The following is an 18,267-nucleotide window of genomic DNA, read 5'->3' on the forward strand; positions in this document are numbered from 1 at the left end:
AAGTACACAAAGAAGCTTATGCTGGTGTTGCTTTAGACTATTGTATTTCCACCGTCCCCTTATAGCCATCAATGCGAACTTCCTGACCATCTTGCAGCAGATACGTCGCACCACGCACATCCATAACAGCAGGAATACCGTATTCACGGGCGATAATTGCCCCGTGAGAAAGTTTACCCCCAGCTTCAGCAATTAAACCCCCAGCTTGCACGAGGATAGGGGCCCAACCGGAATCTGTGTAAGGAACTACAAGGATGGTGTTTTTATCAATATCATGGGCTTCTTGCAAAGTTCGGACTACTTTCACCCGTCCTTGAATTTGTCCTTGACTGGCAGGAATACCTAATAAAATGTTGTCAGAGGGATCAATTACCGGGGCAATGGGGTGAGGAGGATTATAACCGTAAACTACGGCGGGAATTTGCGTAATTTGGCTATCTTGGAGAAATTGCGATCGCCTTTTTTCGACTAATGCCAATAAATGATTCCTAAAAGCTACATCTGAATTAATCACTAAATCACGAATTTCATCTAACTGGAGAAAGAAAATATCTCCTAATTGTGTTAATACCCTAGACTCAAGCCAAATCTGTTCCAAAGCCAAAAATGTCCACCGCAATTCAGCTAACAAGCGAGAATAAACTTCCGTTACCCGTCCTTTCAGATCAACTCGTTTTTGCACTAAATTTGCCTGTTCGGGACGGGAATCATCTAAATTTGGCAATTCAGGTGCTTGTAATAACTGGATAAATAATTGTCTAACTATTTGGGGATTTTCTCGCCAAGTGGGAACAGAAATATCTGTACCGACTTCACTTAAATAACCATAATCCTCAATCAATTCGTCAATTTCATCTAAAATTCTTTCCCCTGCGGGCGTTTCTGCCAATTGTGCAAATACTTGTTCTGGTTTAAAATCATAGTTACCAGCTATTAAGATTTGTTTAGCATCCGCAGCCAGAAGACGCATAGCTCTTAATGATGCTATCTCTGGGGTGACACTATTATCAATTTCCTCTGTCTTTGCCCCCAAAACCGCTTGGCGAATAGCTGCACTCAAAGGGGCTAAAATACTGTAGTAAGTTCCCCGATGCAATAAGTTGAGAATTAAATCTATTCTAGTTAATAATTGATCTAGTGATAATTCGGCAATGACGACATTTGATAATTGGGTTAATCCCGGAATGAAAACTTGGCGATAATCCGATTTAAAATCTTTGTCTAAATCAATTTCCCGCTTGAGTAACTTTGTTAGTCCTGGTAAATTAGCTAAAGTGGAATTTAGAGCAGGTTTACTCATACTTGCACCTCTAGTCAGAAATTCCAGACTTTCTGGAGGTAATCCCATTTCTAAAAAGATTTCTCCTAACAAGGAAGCATTAAAATAGGCTCTAGAATAATGCAATGTTGCTGTTGTGGCAAAATCTAAGCGTTTAGCACGATCACCCAAAACTATACTAAAAATTTCTCCCCACACACCACAGGTTAAAGGAGAATTAATAGACCAAGTTAAGGGGTGAATAACTCCCGGAATTACCTCAGCGGCGATTTTCCTTGTCCATAAGGGTAAAAGCGTAGTGATTGGTCTTGCCTGTAATACCCACAGATTTTGACCATCATAACTCCATTCAATGTCTTGGGGAATACCCAAATAACGTCTTTCTAAACGACGGGCTAGGTATGCAACTTGCTTAATTAATGCTTGGGGAACTTTCCCATTGCCTTCAAATTGCAGACAAGACAATTTTTCATCACCAGCAACCACGACTAGATATTGTTCTGGTGTCACTTTTCCCGATACGATTTGCGTAGGACTACCAGATACAGCTTCGATAACTACACCCTCACCCTGTTGAGAAATAGGATCTCGGCTAAAAGCTACGCCAGAGAATACGCTTTGGATTTGTTGCTGAATGAGTACCCCCATTGCCGCATCTTCTGATCTGCTGCGACGGCGATATTCGACGGCACTGGGATGATTATAGGAGGCTTGGACTTGAGCGATCGCTTGTCGCAGTTCTGCCTTACTGATCACATTTAAAATTGTTTCATACTGTCCCGCGGCTGATGCCTGTTGTGAGTCTTCCCCAATGGCAGAAGAACGCACTACTAAAGGTGAAAGTTGTGATGGTTGCAGAAAATCAATTAAAGGTGTGGGATCATCATCAGGAGATAATACCCAACCTTTCGGAACTGCATAACCCCAACGTTTAAGTTGGGATAATGTTGCAGATTTAGCTCCTACGACTTCCCCATCTAAGTCATCATCTAAAGTAATAATCTTCTCCTCATGATTTAAATATGCCATCATTGGTTGAGATTCTGGATTTGCTTCCTCAACTGGGAGATTTAAATCATCAGGAATTTGGTTATAAATCCAGTAAATTAATGCCGACAAGGCAAAAGCAGCGATAATTCTGGCTATATCCTGGGAATGGACAATCCCCACAAATAGGGGAAATATGACTAATACCCCTAATTTAATTGTTTCTTTAGAGCGAGTAATCAAAAAGCCAATAGCTGCAAGTAAGCTAACAAAGGCAGCTACCAAAGGATCATGTGCCAGCAATCCCCAAGCGACGTTTGTTGTTCCTGCCCCTTTAGTAGCCACGTATCTACCGATAACCAAGGCAATTAAAGCGATAATTTCGGAGAATGGTTGTGAAGGAAAACAATATTGGGCAATTGTGACAACAGCAACGCCCTTGACGGCTTCAGAGACGACACAGATGCTTCCTGCTAATTTACCACCGTGATAAAATGCCGCTGCAACGCTAATATTTCCTGTCCCCATATTGGCTAATTTTTTACCACTCAGGGCATAAGTAATCCAGGAAATGAGCGGTATTGCCCCTAACAGTGGACAAAAAATTAAAATAATTAAGATCCCAAAAAAATTAATCATTATTTTATAATCTAAAATTTTAGAGCGGAAATTTCTCAGTTTGTTGTTAACAAAAATAGCTATTTACTATATAGGACACTAGAGAGCAATGGTAGTCTTACTTGCTAGTGTCCTGAATTGTTATTCTCGGAATCTATCCTAGTGCATAAGCACCAGTAAGCGCCCATAGAATCAGTCCAGCAATTGATCCTAAAAGTACCACAGTGGAAATGGTAATTAGTTTAGGTGAATCTGCACCTTCAAATTTCATAATTCCGCGATTTAAATCGGACATTGTTTTCTAAGCCTCCTTGATTACAGGGCTAATCTGTCCGTTCTGATTTTAATCCTTCTGTTGCCAGATGGTGTTAAATTCTCATTACGATTTTTTTTCAGCTTGGCTACAGCAGGTAATAGCGGATTTATTTTTTAATTGTTTGTGCTGTGACCATGAGAATTAGTGTTTATTTCTTTCTCTATAGAGAAATTGAGAAGTTTCATAAATTAAAATTTGATTTATCTACTTTTTACCGAATTTAATAAACTAAATCATAGCCCCCTCCTCGCAAGCGGGGAGGGGTTCTTTATTGCCGAAAAGATTAATTATCCTTAATCCAAAGTGCTAAACCACCACCACGACCACGGGCAGCAATCAAGTTTTCGGTAATTAGAAAGAAAGCAAAAAAAGGTAATTTAGCTATAGGTTGGTCATCAAAATTCCCACTTTCAACTTTACCAGAGCGAATTTGTTTATTGACAAACATCCAATTAAATAAACTAATTTGCATTTGGGTAAAATCAAAAGCCAATAAATTCTTTTTTCCTAAATATTTTATTGGTCCTGTGAGTTTCAATAAAATCCCTCCCAATTGGACTTGATTAGCAATTTCCCCCTTTCCTAAAGTCTGTTCTTCTGTGCTACTAAAACAAAGATGAATTTTCGTCAATTTCGGGACATACCAACCCTTACCTAAAATAATTCCGCCCCGGTTTCTAACTTTTTTAGTCCCAGTAGCAAAACAAAGTCGCCATTTACCACCCAGAGATTCAAAAGGGTAATTTAACTTTTGTAGCTTTGCGGTTTTTTCCGCTTCCAGCAACGCATTTACGATTACTTCAGCCGAGGGAACTTGATTTCCTTCTCGGTACGCAGTAGCAGTATGGGATAAGGAGGTGATAAAGTCAGAAGGGGAATGAGATATTAAATTAGCTGTCATAAAAGTATTATTGATGTAAGTATTGCTATGTTTTTTTATAACCTAACTAAATTCTAACGTTGATTTAATTAGCTTCTTAATTAGAGTATAATGAATATACGATTTTTAGCTAATAATTTTAGTCGCTAGAAACTCAAGTAATTGTTTGTGGTTTGGGAAGTGTAATAACTCACCTGTAAATATAAAGAGGTGGAATAATGGACACTAGAAAACTCCTGAAGTCATATAAATCAGGAGAAAGGAATTTCTCTGGCATAAATCTGCACCAAGCTAAGTTAAATCATGTTGATTTGAGAGGAATAAATTTAGAAGCAGCAGATTTAAGCGGTGCTGATCTTAGTAGGGCAAATTTAAGCGATTGTAATCTTAGTAGAGCAAATTTAACTAATGCTGATTTAAGTAGAGCAAATTTAGAAAATGCAAACTTAAGTGAAGTCAACTTAATTGGTGCTGATTTAACCAGAGTCAGCCTCAAAAAAACTAACCTGAGTCGTGCTGATTTGCGAACTGCAAATTTAACTTCAGCAAACTTGGTAGGTGCAAACCTTAGTCAAGCAGAAATGAGTGGTGCTGACTTGACCGGTGCAAATCTCCATAAAGCCAATTTAATTGATAGTAATATCAATGAAGCCGAATTAATGGGCGTTGATTTAACAACAACTATCATAACTGAACTTGAGATAACTGGAGAAATTTTGCATATAGGTTTATCTCATAAATGGATAACTTGGGCTGGTAGTTATTGATATTTTGACAACCTGGCAAAATCAATATAACACCAATTTGAAAAAAGCATGAAATAAATAGATTAACATAGGCGGGGTTACTCGCCTTTTATGTGATCATAATTTGTATTATTTGAGATTTTTAATTTATTTAAATAACACTTCAATTTTTGTCTTACCTTCTTCCTATCTCCTTTCTGCCTCCGCGCCTCTGCGTGAGATCTAAAAATGTGATTCATTTATCTAAAAATGCCTGTAAAAAGCTGACAAGAATTTTTAATAAGTAAAATGTCCGCGAGGGCGGACATTATTAGGGCTTCTGTCACTTTTATTGGCTACAATCATGTCTGGAACATGATGTTTTTATTGTTGATGATCAGAATAAAAAAATCAAGTCTTTTTCCGATATAAACTAGACATAATTAAGTGGATTATATCTTAGAGGAGTCAGGAGTCAGGAGTCAGGAGTCAGGAGAAAGAAAGAAGAAGGAAGGAGAAGGAAGGAGAAAGAAGGAGAAAGGAAAAAGGACAAAAGAGAAAGAAAGAAGAAGGAAGGAGAAAGGAGAAAGGAGAAAGGACAAAAGAGAAAGAAAGAAGAAGGAAGGAGAAAGGAAGAAGAAGGAAGGAGAAAGGAGAAAGGAAGAAGGATATTTTTATTCATATAAAAAACATCATTCTTCAGAATTATATCGGCGGGAAGTATAAACCCAAATATGATTATCCTGCTGAATTTTTCGAGTATGGGAAGAACCGATAATAATGACAGTTCGCATATCTGCTAATGCTGGTTCTAACTCTTCCAGGGTAATTACCTTAACTTCTTCTCCCTTCCTCCCTAGATTTCGTCCTAAGACGACTGGGGTATGAGGTTTGCGGTGTTCCATTAAAATCTTTTTCGCGGCTGCTAGTTGCCAAGTGCGTTCTTTTGATACAGGATTATAAAAAGCAATCACAAAATCACTTGTAGCCGCAGCGGTAATGCGTTGAGCGATAATTTCCCAAGGTTTTAAAATGTCAGAGAGAGAAATCACACAAAAATCATGCCCCAAAGGCGCACCAATCCTGGCTGCTGCGGCTTGCATAGCAGAAATACCAGGAGCGACTTGAATATCAATTGTTTGCCATTCTGGTTGATGATATTGCTCTAAAACCTCAAAAACAGCCGCTGCCATTGCGTAAATACCGGGGTCGCCGGAAGATACAACTACTACATATTTTCCCTCTGCGGCTAACTCTAAGGCCTGATATGCCCTTTCTGCTTCTACTCGATTATCTGATTCATGGACGCGCTTACCATCGGCAAGATGTCCAATTAAATTAATATAGGTTTTATAACCAACTAAATCCGTTGCTGCTGCTAGAATTTCTTTTACTTGCGGTGACATCCATTGAGATGCACCTGGACCCGTACCAATAATAGCTAATTTTCCCTGGGGTTGTCCTGTGGTGGTGGGGTTAATAATTTTAGTTGATATGGCGATCGCTATCTTGGCAGGATGATACACTAAACAATTAGAGCTAGGATTGCCCAAATTTTCGGTAACTTGAATAATTAACTCACCATTTTCATCAATAGGTAAATTACTCTCACTCAACCAAGGTGCTGTTCCCTCTAACCTAACTTTTCCCCCCGCTAATAAATCAGCAATAAATTTTTTCCCATGTTCTGGGTTAGCTAAATGATATCCAGAGGGAGGAGACAACAAAGCAGTATGAAAGCGGATATCTCCTGTGGTGGTAATTGCTGGTTTTATATTAAGTGCTTCCCCGACTTGACGCGCTAAATCATTAACACCATTTAAACCACCCAAAAGTGGAACTACAGCGCTACCATCTTCCGCTACAGCTAAAACTGGCGGTTCTTGTCCTTTATCAGTCAATAAAGGTGCAATTGTTCTAATAAGAATACCAGCCGCACAAATACCAATTATGGGTGTACCAGCGGCGAATAATTCTCGCACAGTTTCGCCAAAATTGCTAAAGCTAATATCAACATCATGAGTACGATTAACTAAACCATATAGTTTCGCACCTGGTAAGACATTGGTAATTTTTCGCCCCACCATAACGCTATTCTGACTCAAAACCACAACCGCAGGGGCTACCCTTGTATTCATAGAAAATCCTAATCTCGTACTTCGACTTCGCTCAGTAACCGTAAATCCTGATTCTGACAACTACAACTTACTTTTAGTAGGAATCACAATCATAGAAAAATAAGGTACATCTTCTGGATTAACTTCATCAAGGGGCAATATCCGCTGTTGTGTGCTTGTAGCCCGTTCAATGTATCTAGCCCGTGAAGCTAGTCCTAATTCATGGAGAAGATTCCTAATTTTCGGAAAATGACGACCAAGTTTCATAATCGCCGCAGCATCAGTAGATAAAAGCCGACTAGTGAGAACTTCTACTGGTAATGGTGCAGGTAAAACCGTCAGGACATCATTGTAATAGGTGAATGGTAAACCCAAAGCCACCGGACAGGCCATAAGTGAGGAAACTCCGGGGACGACTTCCGTTTTGTACTTATCAGCTAACCTAGTAAAAAGGTACATAAATGAACCGTAGAAAAACGGATCTCCTTCACAGATAACCACCACATCCCGACCTGCTGCTAAATGGTCAGCAATAGGTTGAGTTTCTTGGTCATAGATAGATTTAGCCTTTTCTGGTTCTAAGGCGCGAGGCAGATGAAATGCTACCTCAATCTGACTATTATCCAAGTATGAAGAAACGATTTTTCTGGCAATACTTTCTTTATCTGTAGCTGATTGATAAGCGATAACTGGGGCAGAACGGAGGAGACGCAAGGCTTTTAAGGTGATGAGTTCAGGGTCTCCAGGTCCCACACCAATTCCATAAAGACGACCTCCAGAGTTAGTCATTACTCTTCCTCACTTGCTAAAGCGTTAACAGCAGCCGCAGCGATCGCACTTCCGCCCCGTCTACCATGTAAAGTCATAAATGGGACATTGCGGCTATCTGCGGCCAATGCGACTTTTGACTCGACTGCACCCACGAAACCAACAGGAAAGCCCAATATTAACGCCGGTCTGGGGATACCTTCGTCCAGCATTTCCAATAGCCTAAATAGGGCTGTGGGGGCATTCCCAATCACCACAATTGCCCCTTCTATATGGAAACGCCAAAATTCTAAAGCCGCTGCTGACCTGGTATTTCTTAATCTTTTGGCTAATTGTGGCACTTCTGGATCATTGAGTGTACAGAGAACTTTATTATTCTTGGGTAATCTTTTTCTGGTAACACCTTCCGCTACCATGTAAGAATCACACAAAATCAGTGAACCACCAATTAGGGCTTTTTTTCCGGCTTCTACCGCTGTAGATGAATATTCTAAGTCATTGACAATATCCGTCATTCCACAGGCGTGAATCATGCGGACAGCAACTTTCGCTACATCTTCAGGGAATCTTTCCAGATTGGACTCTGACCGAATAATTGCAAAGGAATTACGATATATTTCGTTACCATCACGGATGTAATCAAACATGAGATTTTTAGGTTGTAAAGGTTAAATTGGACTGTGATTTTTGTGATTTATTTGATTAAGATGATTAGTTGACACTCACCTGTCTAAAGACACGGGGATTCTACATTCACCGTCAAAACTTGCTCAACCAGGTTTACACCAAGCAGAGTAGTGGTTTCAACTCCTGTAGCGTTAATTTGGGGATGCCCTCCCCTATTTTTTGCCAGATTTAGAATATTAACTGCGGCATTTGTATCTCTATGCAATTCGCATCCACAGCTACATTTATGGGTGCGAGTTGATAGAGATTTTTTGACAATTACGCCACAGCTAGAACACTTTTGAGAAGTATAATGTGGTGCTACAGCTATAGTAATTTTGTCAAATTTAACAGCAAAATATTCAATCCACTGCCTGAACAAATACCAACTAGCGTCACTAATTGATTTTGCTAAACAATGATTTTTTACCATGTTTGAAACCCTTAAATCTTCATAGGCCACTAAGTCGTTAGACTTGCATACGTTACGCGCTATTTTCTTAGCGTGTTCAATCCGTTGCCTATTTACTTTTAAGTGTTTTTTTGCGTAAACTTTCCTAGCTTTTTTTCTACCGCTAGAACCTTTGACTTTTTTGTAAATCCGTCTTTGAGAATGTTTGATAGATTTTTCAGCCTTTCTCAAAAACTGAGGGTTGGGTTCATGATGTCCATTAGAATCGGTGTAAAACGACTCTATACCGACATCTAACCCGATTTCTTTACCTGTTTTTGGTTGAATATCTACAACATCAATGCCCACACAAAACTGAGCATAATATCCATCGGCACGACGGATTAAACGCACTCGTTTAATATCTTTAAGTTCGTAGGATTGAATATCCCATTTACCTAATAATTTGAGTTCACCAATCCCTTTTTTATCAGTAAAAGTAATCCGTCGCTTAGTTTTGTGTAATTTCCATCCTGATGTTTTATATTCAACAGAACGGCAATCTTTCTGAAACCGTGGATATCCTTTCTTTCCAGACTTTTTAGATTTACAGTGGTCACTGAGCCTTGCCGAAGTGTTGTCGTAAAACCTTGATATAGCAGACCATCCTCTTTCTGCGGCTGATTGTACTGCCATTGAGTTTAATTCAGCAGCAAAGGTAAAGTCTGAGCGTAGTTCTGTTGAATACTTGTTAAGAGCAAACTTGTCAATTTTGAGTTCCTGCGGGGCATCCATCCAATATCTTATCGCTTTGTTACGAATGAATTGGGTGGTACGAATTGCATCGTCTATGGCGTTGTATTGATCTTGTTTACCTTTAACTTTGTATTCTAGGACTAGCATTGATTTAACTTTGAACAATCAATTTGATTTGGTTTCAACCTGCATTTATTATACAATATATACAAAATGTCAGTGCAGGATAAATCCTGTAACTAGCCTTCATCCCGCAGCTGTTGCACAGGTGTGTCCTCCTGAGTCGGACACGCCTTCAAGGGTTTTCGGCATTCTCCTTATAAGTACCTGTGCAATATTAATTTCCTATTTTTTTATTCTGTATCCTTGATTGGATAAAGCATACAGACAAATGAAATGTGAAATATATTTGGCTTAATACTTAAATAATTGATTTAATTGGTGGCTGTGACGCTGAATAAATTGTCCAAAGGTTTCTTGTAAATTTAGACGTTGTTTTTGATACACTGCCAACATTTCTGGAATCAAAATCGGAATTTTCGCTATAGTCACATATTCATAAAGTAAATGACCCAAAACATAAACTTGATAGCCAGGGGTTTCTGTGGTAATACCAAGTAGAGTAATATCAGCTTGTGTGTGTTGAGCGCAAGATTTGCTACAACCACTAAAGTGGATATTGACTGAAGAATCTAGAATCATCAGACTGTCCAGGTATTTTACCAAATTTAAGGCATCATCTTTAGTTTCTGTGGCCGCAGCAGCACAACCCCGTTTCCCGGAACAAGCTACTAAAAAACTTTTGATGTCGGTTGGTGATGAGTTTAAACCTAAATTGGTAATTTCTTGCTCAACTTCGCTAATTTGGTTTTGGGGAATATCGGTTAATAGTAAGTTTTGCCAAGGTGTTAACCTGATATTACTATCACCATACCTTTTGGCAATATTTGCTAAACCTCTAATTTGCGAAGTTTCTAATCTTCCCAAGGGTAAGACTATGCCAATATAATATAATCCGGTTTGGCTTTGGGGATGAATGCCAATATGAGTTTTTTCTCGCATAGGCGCGGAAGTACGGAGAGGAGTTTTTTTAATATTAAGTATATAGGGGTTGTGGTGTTGTTGGACTTGATGAAGATATTCTTTAACTGTGATGTTATTGATTATTTCTCGTAAACGTAATTTGCGACGGTTTTTGGTGTCTATATGTTTGAGGTAAGTTTCTGCTAATGCTTCTAAAACTGTGATTGTCTCTTCTGGTTTGAATACAATTCCTGTGTCTTTTGCTGGTTCTCCTTTTTCTCCATAGCTGAGATATAACCGCAAATATACATTGCTGTTATTTAATTCTGCTGCCAATATAATATCATTGGGTTGATATCTTACGGAAACTTTGCCTCCACTATCGAAGCAAACGCTAAATTTTGCAGATAATTCACCAAGCGGAGAATGTGCGGTAATATATTCTTCCCAAGCTTTCACTAAGAAACGAGTATCTATTAATTCTTCTGTATCAATACCCGCTGTGGGATTGGTCATGATGTTGCGGATATGATCTATCTTGGCATTGGTAGAAGCTAAAGCTAATGCTTGGAATTTTTTCAGAACTTCAATATTTATGCTTTGTTGAATTTCTCTAATTTGAATATTAGCGCGGTTAGTAATATCAATATAGCCACTACCATGATTATCAGCAATATCTGCAATAGTCTGAAATTGTTGATAATTAATGATTCCCCCTGGTATTCTTAGCCGATAAAGAAGACCGTCTTGGGCTGGTGTGCTGTAAAATAATCCCGGACAAGCGGTAAATGGAATTTGCAAAATTAGAACTCCTTCTCTGTGTGACGCAGAGACAGAATGGAAGTGAATACTTGAGAGTTAGCATTCTGACTTACTCAATGTGAGATTTTTAATTAAACTTCAATCACCTCAAATTGCTTTACAGTTGCGGCACAGTCTCGGAATTGAACCGAAGTTTCCTAACTCTCAGATTTAGTAGTTTACCATGAGATGGTGTTTTTGGCTATGTCAATGAATTTTGTTTCGCGCAATCTCTCTTAGAGATCCCGAAGGGTAGTCGCAAAGGAGCAAAGACGCAAAGGTAAGAGTTTAAACCCACATTTCGCAAATTCTTGATATCTTTAGTTTTTTTAATCGGGCATTTTTCACCACCACTACTATCATCATCATGATATTACCACCGCCAAGAAATGATAGCGAAGCGTGGCGTAAGCCATATTTCTTGGCTAATAGCGAAATTCAGCTAAAGCTGAATGAAGATTGATACTTATTCAGTCTGTTTTAACAGACTTTTGCTATGAGACTGAGAATTCATTCTCAGGCGGTTTGGTGGAAAAATGAAAAATGAATATTAACGGAAAAAACCCTCGATAAATTAACCTAAGGTTTATTAATCTAGTTTTAATTTATCTCACAGCTATTTAAAGCTCAAATTCTGTAACTAGAATAGAATATGACGAGTATTTCAGGAATAAATTTCAAGCACTTTGGAGATTAAAAATCTAACATAGGAATTTCCGTATTTACAATAGTAGAATTACTGAATCTCAACATCAAGTTACAACAAAACTCATACATTATCCTTCAAAAGAATATTCGACACTTTACCTACCCATCAAAACTCCTTCCGCGCTCTTCTCTGCGCCTCTGCGTCTCTGCGAGAAAAAACACTCTTATTCAACTCAAAGCACCAACGTTACATCCCCTCACGGTAAGGTAATAAAAGCGATATTCCAGCAAAACAAACAAATTATGCAAAAATGGTTATCAATTATCGGTATCGGTGAAGATGGTTTAGCAGGGTTAAGTCCCATAGCTGTTTCCTGCTTCGACAAAGCTAAAATTATCTTCGGTGGGGAACGTCATCTTTCCATGTTACCCCCTGACGACAACCGGGAAAAAATTTCCTGGAAATCACCTTTTCAAACTTCCATAACCGAAATTATCAGTCGTCGTGGTGAAGCAGTTTGTATTTTAGCTAGTGGCGACCCTCTATGTTATGGTGTAGGTGCAACTATTCTTAAAGATATTGATATTTCGGAAATTACTATTATTCCTGCACCTTCCGCTTTTAGTCTGGCTTGTTCTCGATTAGGATGGTCATTAACGGAAGTGGAAACTTTAAGTTTATGTGGTCGTCCGGTTTCTTTACTGCAATCTTATATTTATCCCGGTGCAAAATTATTAATTTTAAGTGAGGGAAAAAATACTCCGGCTCATGTGGCGGAAATTTTAATAAATCGCGGTTATGGTAATAGTCAAATTACCGTTTTAGAAAAAATGGGTAATATTGAAGAAACCATTATAACAGATATCGCTACTAATTGGCAAGAAGAAAATATCGCTCTTTTAAATACTATTGCGGTGGAATGTATTGCTGATAGGGGAATTGTGGGTTTATCGAGATTTCCCGGTTTACCTGATGATGCTTTTCATCATGATGGACAATTGACGAAAAGGGAAGTCCGGGCGGTGACTTTATCGAGTTTAGCACCTTTACCGGGGGAGTTGCTTTGGGATGTGGGGGCTGGTTGTGGCTCTATTTCTATAGAATGGTTGCGGAGTGATAGAAGATGTTGTGCGATCGCTATTGAACAAAATTCTACTAGACTAAATTATATTGCCGATAATGCGGCTGCTTTGGGAACACCAAATTTACAAATTATGGCAGGTAAAGCGTTAGAAGTTATCCCAAATTTACCAGCACCAAACGCAATTTTTATTGGTGGTGGTGTGACAGCATCAGAAATATTAGAAAATTGTTGGAATGTGTTGCTTCCTGGAGGTAGAATGGTGGCTAATGTTGTCACTTTGGCAGGTGAACAAAGATTATATCAATGGTATGAAAAAGTGGGAGGAAACTTTACCCGCATTGCTATTCAACGAGCCGAACCTATTGGTAAATTTCTAGGTTGGAAAGCAATGTCTCCTGTGACTCAATGGGTAGGAGTTAAAAATTGACAATTAGATATCTAGACAAAATTACCAACAGAACTAGTACCGCAGGGCGGAATTAAAAATTAACAATTAAAAATTAAAAAAGCAGATTGTATAAGCTTTTTAGGGATTTTTAATGGTTATCTTACTTACGCTGTACTGTACTAGTAGTTTGTCAAGATAAAAATGATGGACTGTAGTGTGAGCGTCTCGCTCACGCGGGTAAGACTTGTACTGAGCTTGTAGATAGCGCAGCGTGGCGTTAGCCATAGTATGCTTGCACTACCAAAAACCCGTCAAGATAAATTTAACAGACTACTAGATAGAAGTAATAACGCATTTCCCCAATCAGTCTTTGTTGGTAAGTGTCTATATTCAGCTAGATAAAGATGTTGTTGGTATTTTACTCCACCTTAACCAACTTTTGTGATTTTTTCGTGCAATTATTCTTCAAGTCAGATATCATGAATTTTCTACCGCTACGTGCAAAAAGTGGATTATAAAGAATTATCTGATGTTCTCAACAACAGTGCTAGGCTTGACTGTATTCGGGACAATGGCACGATAAAATTCTATAACGATAAATTGCGATAAAGGTCTAAATGGCAGAAACACTATTTTTCAACGCCCTGCGGGAAGCTATTGACGAAGAAATGTCCCGCGATTCTAGCGTATTCATTCTGGGTGAAGACGTAGGACACTACGGCGGTTCTTATAAAGTTACTAAAGACTTACACCAAAAATATGGTGATTTGCGAGTTTTAGATACCCCCATTGCGGAAAATAGCTTTACTGGGATAGCTGTAGGGGCGGCTATGACTGGGTTAAGACCGATTATTGAAGGCATGAATATGGGCTTTCTGCTCCTGGCCTTCAACCAAATTTCTAATAATGCGGGGATGTTACGTTACACTTCCGGTGGTAACTTTAAAATCCCGATGGTGATTCGTGGTCCTGGGGGTGTGGGTAGACAGCTTGGTGCGGAACATTCCCAACGTCTTGAAGCTTATTTCCAAGCTGTTCCCGGTTTAAAAATTGTGGCTTGTTCCACACCTTATAACGCTAAAGGATTACTGAAAGCAGCTATCCGCGATGATAACCCGGTGTTATTTTTTGAACACGTTTTACTTTATAACTTAAAAGAAGACCTGCCAGAAACAGAATATGTGCTACCGCTAGATAAAGCTGAAGTTGTTCGTCCAGGTAAGGATGTGACAATTCTCACTTATTCGCGGATGCGGTATCATGTGCTGCAAGCTGTGAAAGTTTTGGAAAAACAAGGTTACGATCCAGAAGTTATTGACTTAATTTCCTTGAAACCTCTTGATTTTGAAACTATTGGCGCATCAATTCGCAAGACTCACCGGGTGATTGTTGTGGAAGAGTGCATGAGAACTGGGGGTATTGGTGCAGAATTAGTTGCTTCTATTAATGACCGCTTATTTGATGAATTAGATGCACCTGTGTTGCGGCTTTCTTCTCAAGATATCCCCACACCTTACAATGGTAATCTTGAGCGTCTAACTATTATCCAACCAGAGCAAATCGTCGAAGCAGTCCAGAAAATGGTGGCTTTGCGAATTTAGGAAGTTGTCAGTTGTTCGTTGTCAGTAGGGGCGAAGCATTTGGAAGATAAATTATCGATTATTGCAAAAAATAGTTCTCCAAATGCTTCGCCCGTACAGTTGTCAGTTACTGTGAACCAGTGACCAGTGACCAATGACCAGTGACCAGTGACCAATGACCAATGACTACTGACTACTGACCAAATTTATCCTCACAACTGACAAAAAGAACGTTATTATAACCTTTGTCAGTTGTGAGTGATGGTATGCAAAAACAGCGATCGCTATTAGCGTTAATTATAGTGTTGGTCATCGCCGCTATTACGGTGATTGTGACAATTCCTGTCCCCTTGGGACTAGACTTACGAGGTGGGTCACAGCTTACCATTCAGGTGAAACCAACGGCGGAAATTCCCCAAATCACCGAAAGAGAATTGGAAGCTGTAAAAAAAGTAGTGGAAGGGCGGATTAATGGTCTTGGTGTTTCTGAGCCATTAATTCAAACTATCGGTACAGATAAGATTTCCGTACAACTACCTGGTGTCAATGATCCAGAACAAGCAGAACGGGTATTAGGCGGTACAGCGCAATTAGAGTTCCGTGTCCAAAAACCGAATACAGAAACTCAACTTTTTGCTCTTCAGGTAACAAAAAATGACCTGAAAACCAAGCGCGAAGACTTGAAAAAGAGTAAAGATCAAGCAGCAATTGATCAAAATAAGCAAGAGTTTGATCAAAGTAATCAAGCAGTTGCAGAATTGTTTGAAAGTACGAATCCACCCCTAACAGGTAAATATCTCCAGGATGCCTACGGTCAGCCCACTCAAGGCAATAACTGGGATGTGGCTATCCGTTTTGATCAAAAGGGTGGTGAACTCTTTGCTGGACTCACAAAAGACCTCGCTGGCACTGGTCGTGGGATCGGTATTTTCCTTGATAATGAACTGATCAGTTCACCTAGTGTAGGTGTAGAATTTGCTGCTACTGGGATTACTGGCGGTTCTGCGGTAATTACAGGTCGTTTTCAAGCCCAAGAAGCCAATGATTTAGGCGTACAATTACGCGGTGGTGCATTACCTGTTCCTGTGGAAATTGCGGAGAGAAGAACGGTAGGGGCTACTTTAGGAAAAGATAGTATTCAAAGAAGTATCTACGCTGGTATTGGTGGTCTGACTTTAGTATTAATATTTATGGTGTGGTACTATAGATTACCAGGAATGATAGCGAATATATCACTATTGATTTACTCCCTACTGACTTGGGCTGCTTTCTGTTTACTGAGTGTCACCCTCACCTTACCGGGAATTGCGGGTTTTATTCTCAGTATCGGTATGGCAGTTGATGCTAACGTTTTGATTTTTGAACGCACCAGGGAAGAACTACAATCAGGTAAATCTTTGTATCGTTCTGTAGAATCCGGTTTTTACCGCGCCTTTTCTAGTATTTTGGATAGTAACGTTACTACCTGGATTGCTTGTGCTGCATTGTTTTGGTTAGGTTCAGGACTAGTCAAAGGCTTTGCTCTTACCTTAGCTTTAGGCGTGGGTGTGAGTATGTTTACCGCAATTACTTGTAGTCGCACATTGATGTTTTTAGTTATTTCCATTCCCTCTTTGCGGAAAACAGAATTTTATGCTCCTAATGTGCCAGTAACAAATAAGACAGGAGTGGCACGATGAGATTAGATATTAACAAAGCCAGGGTTACTTGGTGGACTATTTCCGCTGTTATTATTCTGATCGGTATCATTTCCATGGTGATATCTTCCTTAAATCCCAGCATTAAAGCGCCTCTGCGTCCCAGTTTGGACTTTATTGGGGGAACAAGGTTGCAATTTGTCCGGGACTGTGACAAACCTGGTAACTGTGACCAGCCAATAGATATTAATCTGGTGCGAGAAGTCGCCAAATCCCAGGGACTTGGAGATAGTAGTATTCAATTAATATCAGAAAATGGCCAAGAAAATGGCATTACTATTCGCACAAAAAACCTGGAAACAGAACAGCGGACAAAGTTGCAAACTGCCTTAACTGAAAAAATCGGCGCTTTCGACCCGCAAAAAAACCAAATTGACTCCGTTGGTGCAACTTTAGGAAAGGAATTATTTACTTCGGGAATCTTAGCTTTAATAGTTTCCTTTGTCGGGATAACTGTTTATATGGCTTTCCGGTTTCAGTTGGACTATGCCTTATTAGCTATTGTGGCATTGTTTCACGATATTCTCGTCACAACTGGAGTTTTCTCAATTTTAGGCTTAGTTTTCGGTGTTGAGGTAGATAGTCTTTTCATTGTTGCTTTGTTAACTATCACAGGGTTTTCAGTCAATGATACTGTGGTAATTTATGACCGCATTCGGGAAACTATTAAACTTCATCCTGAACAACCAATTGCTGAGGTTGTTGATGATGCTGTTAACCAAACTTTATCTCGGTCAATCAACACGACTTTAACCACCTTACTGACATTAACTGCTATTTTCCTATTTGGTGGAGAAACGCTCCATTATTTCTCTCTAGCTTTAATTGTCGGCTTTATAATGGGAGCTTATTCTAGTATATTCATTGCCAGTACACTCCTGATTTGGTGGCGAGAACGCAGTCAAAATTACCAAGTTGAACCCCCTGTGACTTCTCCAGAAAGCTAAATTCAGTCATGGAAAATACCTCGTTCCTAGCCTCTGGCTGGGAATGCCTAATTTGAGGCTGGAGCCTCCTTGTCACTAGCGGCAGAGCCGCAATAATAAACATTCCCAGTCGGAGACTGGGAACGAGATTTTAGAGTTTTTTGTAGGCGCAAGCTATACTCTTCCTATGGATAAACCCGAAGAACCACAAATTGAGGTAGAAGAATTGGGATTAGATTCTGCTTTTACTCAACAAATCCAAAAGCTACATCAGCTTACAGTATACGGCAGATGGTTATTTGTCGGCTGTTTGTGGCTAATAATAGCGCCTGTTTGCCTGTGGGATTTACGGGTAGAAATTTCCTTGTTACAACAATATTTTACCTGGGTAGGATTACGGTATGCACTAATTTTTCATCCTCTATCTGCCCTGGGTTTAAGTTTGTGCATAAGTGTGACAACTTCTGTTTTAGTTTGGCAAAGTCGCAATATTCTGTGGGGATTACCATTGGCAGAACAGGAAAAATTAAAAAAGCAAGTTTATCGTATTCGTCAACAAGGATCTTCTCACCCTCTATGGAAGTGGGTTTGTCAATGAACAGGGAAGATTGATTAA

General features: G+C 39.4%; 15 protein-coding genes. 7 read left to right on the top strand and 8 right to left on the bottom strand.

The genetic code is table 11. The features are described 5' to 3' along the window. Positions 1-37 precede the first annotated feature (37 nt). From HGD76_RS18735 to HGD76_RS18745, 3 genes are all read right to left on the bottom strand, one after another. The gene (locus HGD76_RS18735) at positions 38-2,905 is read right to left on the bottom strand and encodes a glycerol-3-phosphate acyltransferase (RefSeq protein ID WP_168696660.1); all 2,868 of its coding nucleotides are present in this window, start codon (positions 2,903-2,905) and stop codon (positions 38-40) included. A gap of 133 nt (positions 2,906-3,038) precedes the next feature. Continuing rightward, positions 3,039-3,179: a hypothetical protein gene (locus HGD76_RS18740; RefSeq protein ID WP_015083525.1), complete on the bottom strand. Its 141-nt coding sequence runs from the start codon at positions 3,177-3,179 to the stop codon at positions 3,039-3,041. 304 nt (positions 3,180-3,483) lie between these two features. Then, a complete protein-coding gene (locus HGD76_RS18745; RefSeq protein ID WP_168696661.1) occupies positions 3,484-4,101 on the bottom strand; it encodes a hypothetical protein in 618 nt (205 codons plus the stop codon). Positions 4,102-4,298: 197 nt separating this feature from the next. On the opposite strand from HGD76_RS18745, the gene HGD76_RS18750 reads away from it, so the two are divergent. Together HGD76_RS18750 and HGD76_RS18755 are read left to right on the top strand one after the other, a co-directional pair. Continuing rightward, positions 4,299-4,847: a pentapeptide repeat-containing protein gene (locus HGD76_RS18750; protein WP_168696662.1), complete on the top strand. Its 549-nt coding sequence runs from the start codon at positions 4,299-4,301 to the stop codon at positions 4,845-4,847. Positions 4,848-5,252: 405 nt separating this feature from the next. After that, positions 5,253-5,531: a hypothetical protein gene (locus tag HGD76_RS18755; RefSeq protein WP_168696663.1), complete on the top strand. Its 279-nt coding sequence runs from the start codon at positions 5,253-5,255 to the stop codon at positions 5,529-5,531. Here HGD76_RS18755 and cobJ read toward each other — a convergent pair. The 5 genes from cobJ to cobG form a co-directional block, all read right to left on the bottom strand. Next, positions 5,498-6,943 carry a precorrin-3B C(17)-methyltransferase gene (gene cobJ / locus HGD76_RS18760; protein WP_168696664.1) on the bottom strand — a complete coding sequence of 482 codons (1,446 nt, stop codon included), beginning with the start codon at positions 6,941-6,943 and terminating at the stop codon, positions 5,498-5,500. The genes HGD76_RS18755 and cobJ overlap by 34 nt on opposite strands. A gap of 60 nt (positions 6,944-7,003) precedes the next feature. Beyond that, on the bottom strand, positions 7,004-7,711 hold the full coding sequence (locus HGD76_RS18765) for a precorrin-2 C(20)-methyltransferase (RefSeq protein WP_148765625.1): 708 nt from the start codon (positions 7,709-7,711) through the stop codon (positions 7,004-7,006). Then, positions 7,711-8,337 carry a precorrin-8X methylmutase gene (locus tag HGD76_RS18770; protein WP_015083531.1) on the bottom strand — a complete coding sequence of 209 codons (627 nt, stop codon included), beginning with the start codon at positions 8,335-8,337 and terminating at the stop codon, positions 7,711-7,713. The genes HGD76_RS18765 and HGD76_RS18770 overlap by 1 nt, the downstream gene beginning before the upstream one ends. Before the next feature lie 83 nt (positions 8,338-8,420). Beyond that, entirely contained in the window at positions 8,421-9,650 is a 1,230-nt protein-coding gene (locus HGD76_RS18775; protein WP_168696665.1) for an RNA-guided endonuclease InsQ/TnpB family protein, read from the bottom strand. Positions 9,651-9,917: 267 nt separating this feature from the next. Beyond that, the gene (gene cobG, locus HGD76_RS18780; RefSeq protein WP_168696666.1) at positions 9,918-11,327 is read right to left on the bottom strand and encodes a precorrin-3B synthase; all 1,410 of its coding nucleotides are present in this window, start codon (positions 11,325-11,327) and stop codon (positions 9,918-9,920) included. A gap of 951 nt (positions 11,328-12,278) precedes the next feature. On the opposite strand from cobG, the gene cbiE reads away from it, so the two are divergent. From cbiE to HGD76_RS18805, 5 genes are all read left to right on the top strand, one after another. Then, positions 12,279-13,487, top strand: a complete 1,209-nt coding sequence (gene cbiE / locus HGD76_RS18785) for a precorrin-6y C5,15-methyltransferase (decarboxylating) subunit CbiE (RefSeq protein ID WP_168696667.1) — start codon at positions 12,279-12,281, stop codon at positions 13,485-13,487. A gap of 578 nt (positions 13,488-14,065) precedes the next feature. Further along, a complete protein-coding gene (locus tag HGD76_RS18790; protein ID WP_168633509.1) occupies positions 14,066-15,049 on the top strand; it encodes an alpha-ketoacid dehydrogenase subunit beta in 984 nt (327 codons plus the stop codon). Between the two features lie 245 nt (positions 15,050-15,294). Next, the gene (gene secD / locus HGD76_RS18795) at positions 15,295-16,707 is read left to right on the top strand and encodes a protein translocase subunit SecD (protein ID WP_168697500.1); all 1,413 of its coding nucleotides are present in this window, start codon (positions 15,295-15,297) and stop codon (positions 16,705-16,707) included. Continuing rightward, a complete protein-coding gene (secF, locus tag HGD76_RS18800) occupies positions 16,704-17,672 on the top strand; it encodes a protein translocase subunit SecF (RefSeq protein ID WP_168696668.1) in 969 nt (322 codons plus the stop codon). Before secD ends, secF begins: the two co-directional genes overlap by 4 nt. Before the next feature lie 166 nt (positions 17,673-17,838). Further along, on the top strand, positions 17,839-18,249 hold the full coding sequence (locus tag HGD76_RS18805) for a hypothetical protein (protein ID WP_168696669.1): 411 nt from the start codon (positions 17,839-17,841) through the stop codon (positions 18,247-18,249). Positions 18,250-18,267: the final 18 nt, after the last annotated feature.

The organism is Dolichospermum flos-aquae CCAP 1403/13F (assembly GCF_012516395.1).
Taxonomy (GTDB): domain Bacteria; phylum Cyanobacteriota; class Cyanobacteriia; order Cyanobacteriales; family Nostocaceae; genus Dolichospermum; species Dolichospermum lemmermannii.

What these genes read in the sequence shown, in the direction of transcription:
- HGD76_RS18805 (WP_168696669.1), top strand. Translation starts at nt 17,839, where the DNA reads ATGGATAAACCCGAAGAACCACAAATTGAGGTAGAAGAATTGGGATTA.
- HGD76_RS18775 (WP_168696665.1), bottom strand. Translation starts at nt 9,650, where the DNA reads ATGCTAGTCCTAGAATACAAAGTTAAAGGTAAACAAGATCAATACAAC.
- secF (WP_168696668.1), top strand. Translation starts at nt 16,704, where the DNA reads ATGAGATTAGATATTAACAAAGCCAGGGTTACTTGGTGGACTATTTCC.
- HGD76_RS18770 (WP_015083531.1), bottom strand. Translation starts at nt 8,337, where the DNA reads ATGTTTGATTACATCCGTGATGGTAACGAAATATATCGTAATTCCTTT.
- HGD76_RS18740 (WP_015083525.1), bottom strand. Translation starts at nt 3,179, where the DNA reads ATGTCCGATTTAAATCGCGGAATTATGAAATTTGAAGGTGCAGATTCA.
- cobJ (WP_168696664.1), bottom strand. Translation starts at nt 6,943, where the DNA reads ATGAATACAAGGGTAGCCCCTGCGGTTGTGGTTTTGAGTCAGAATAGC.
- HGD76_RS18765 (WP_148765625.1), bottom strand. Translation starts at nt 7,711, where the DNA reads ATGACTAACTCTGGAGGTCGTCTTTATGGAATTGGTGTGGGACCTGGA.
- cbiE (WP_168696667.1), top strand. Translation starts at nt 12,279, where the DNA reads ATGCAAAAATGGTTATCAATTATCGGTATCGGTGAAGATGGTTTAGCA.
- secD (WP_168697500.1), top strand. Translation starts at nt 15,295, where the DNA reads ATGCAAAAACAGCGATCGCTATTAGCGTTAATTATAGTGTTGGTCATC.
- HGD76_RS18735 (WP_168696660.1), bottom strand. Translation starts at nt 2,905, where the DNA reads ATGATTAATTTTTTTGGGATCTTAATTATTTTAATTTTTTGTCCACTG.
- HGD76_RS18745 (WP_168696661.1), bottom strand. Translation starts at nt 4,101, where the DNA reads ATGACAGCTAATTTAATATCTCATTCCCCTTCTGACTTTATCACCTCC.
- HGD76_RS18790 (WP_168633509.1), top strand. Translation starts at nt 14,066, where the DNA reads ATGGCAGAAACACTATTTTTCAACGCCCTGCGGGAAGCTATTGACGAA.
- HGD76_RS18750 (WP_168696662.1), top strand. Translation starts at nt 4,299, where the DNA reads ATGGACACTAGAAAACTCCTGAAGTCATATAAATCAGGAGAAAGGAAT.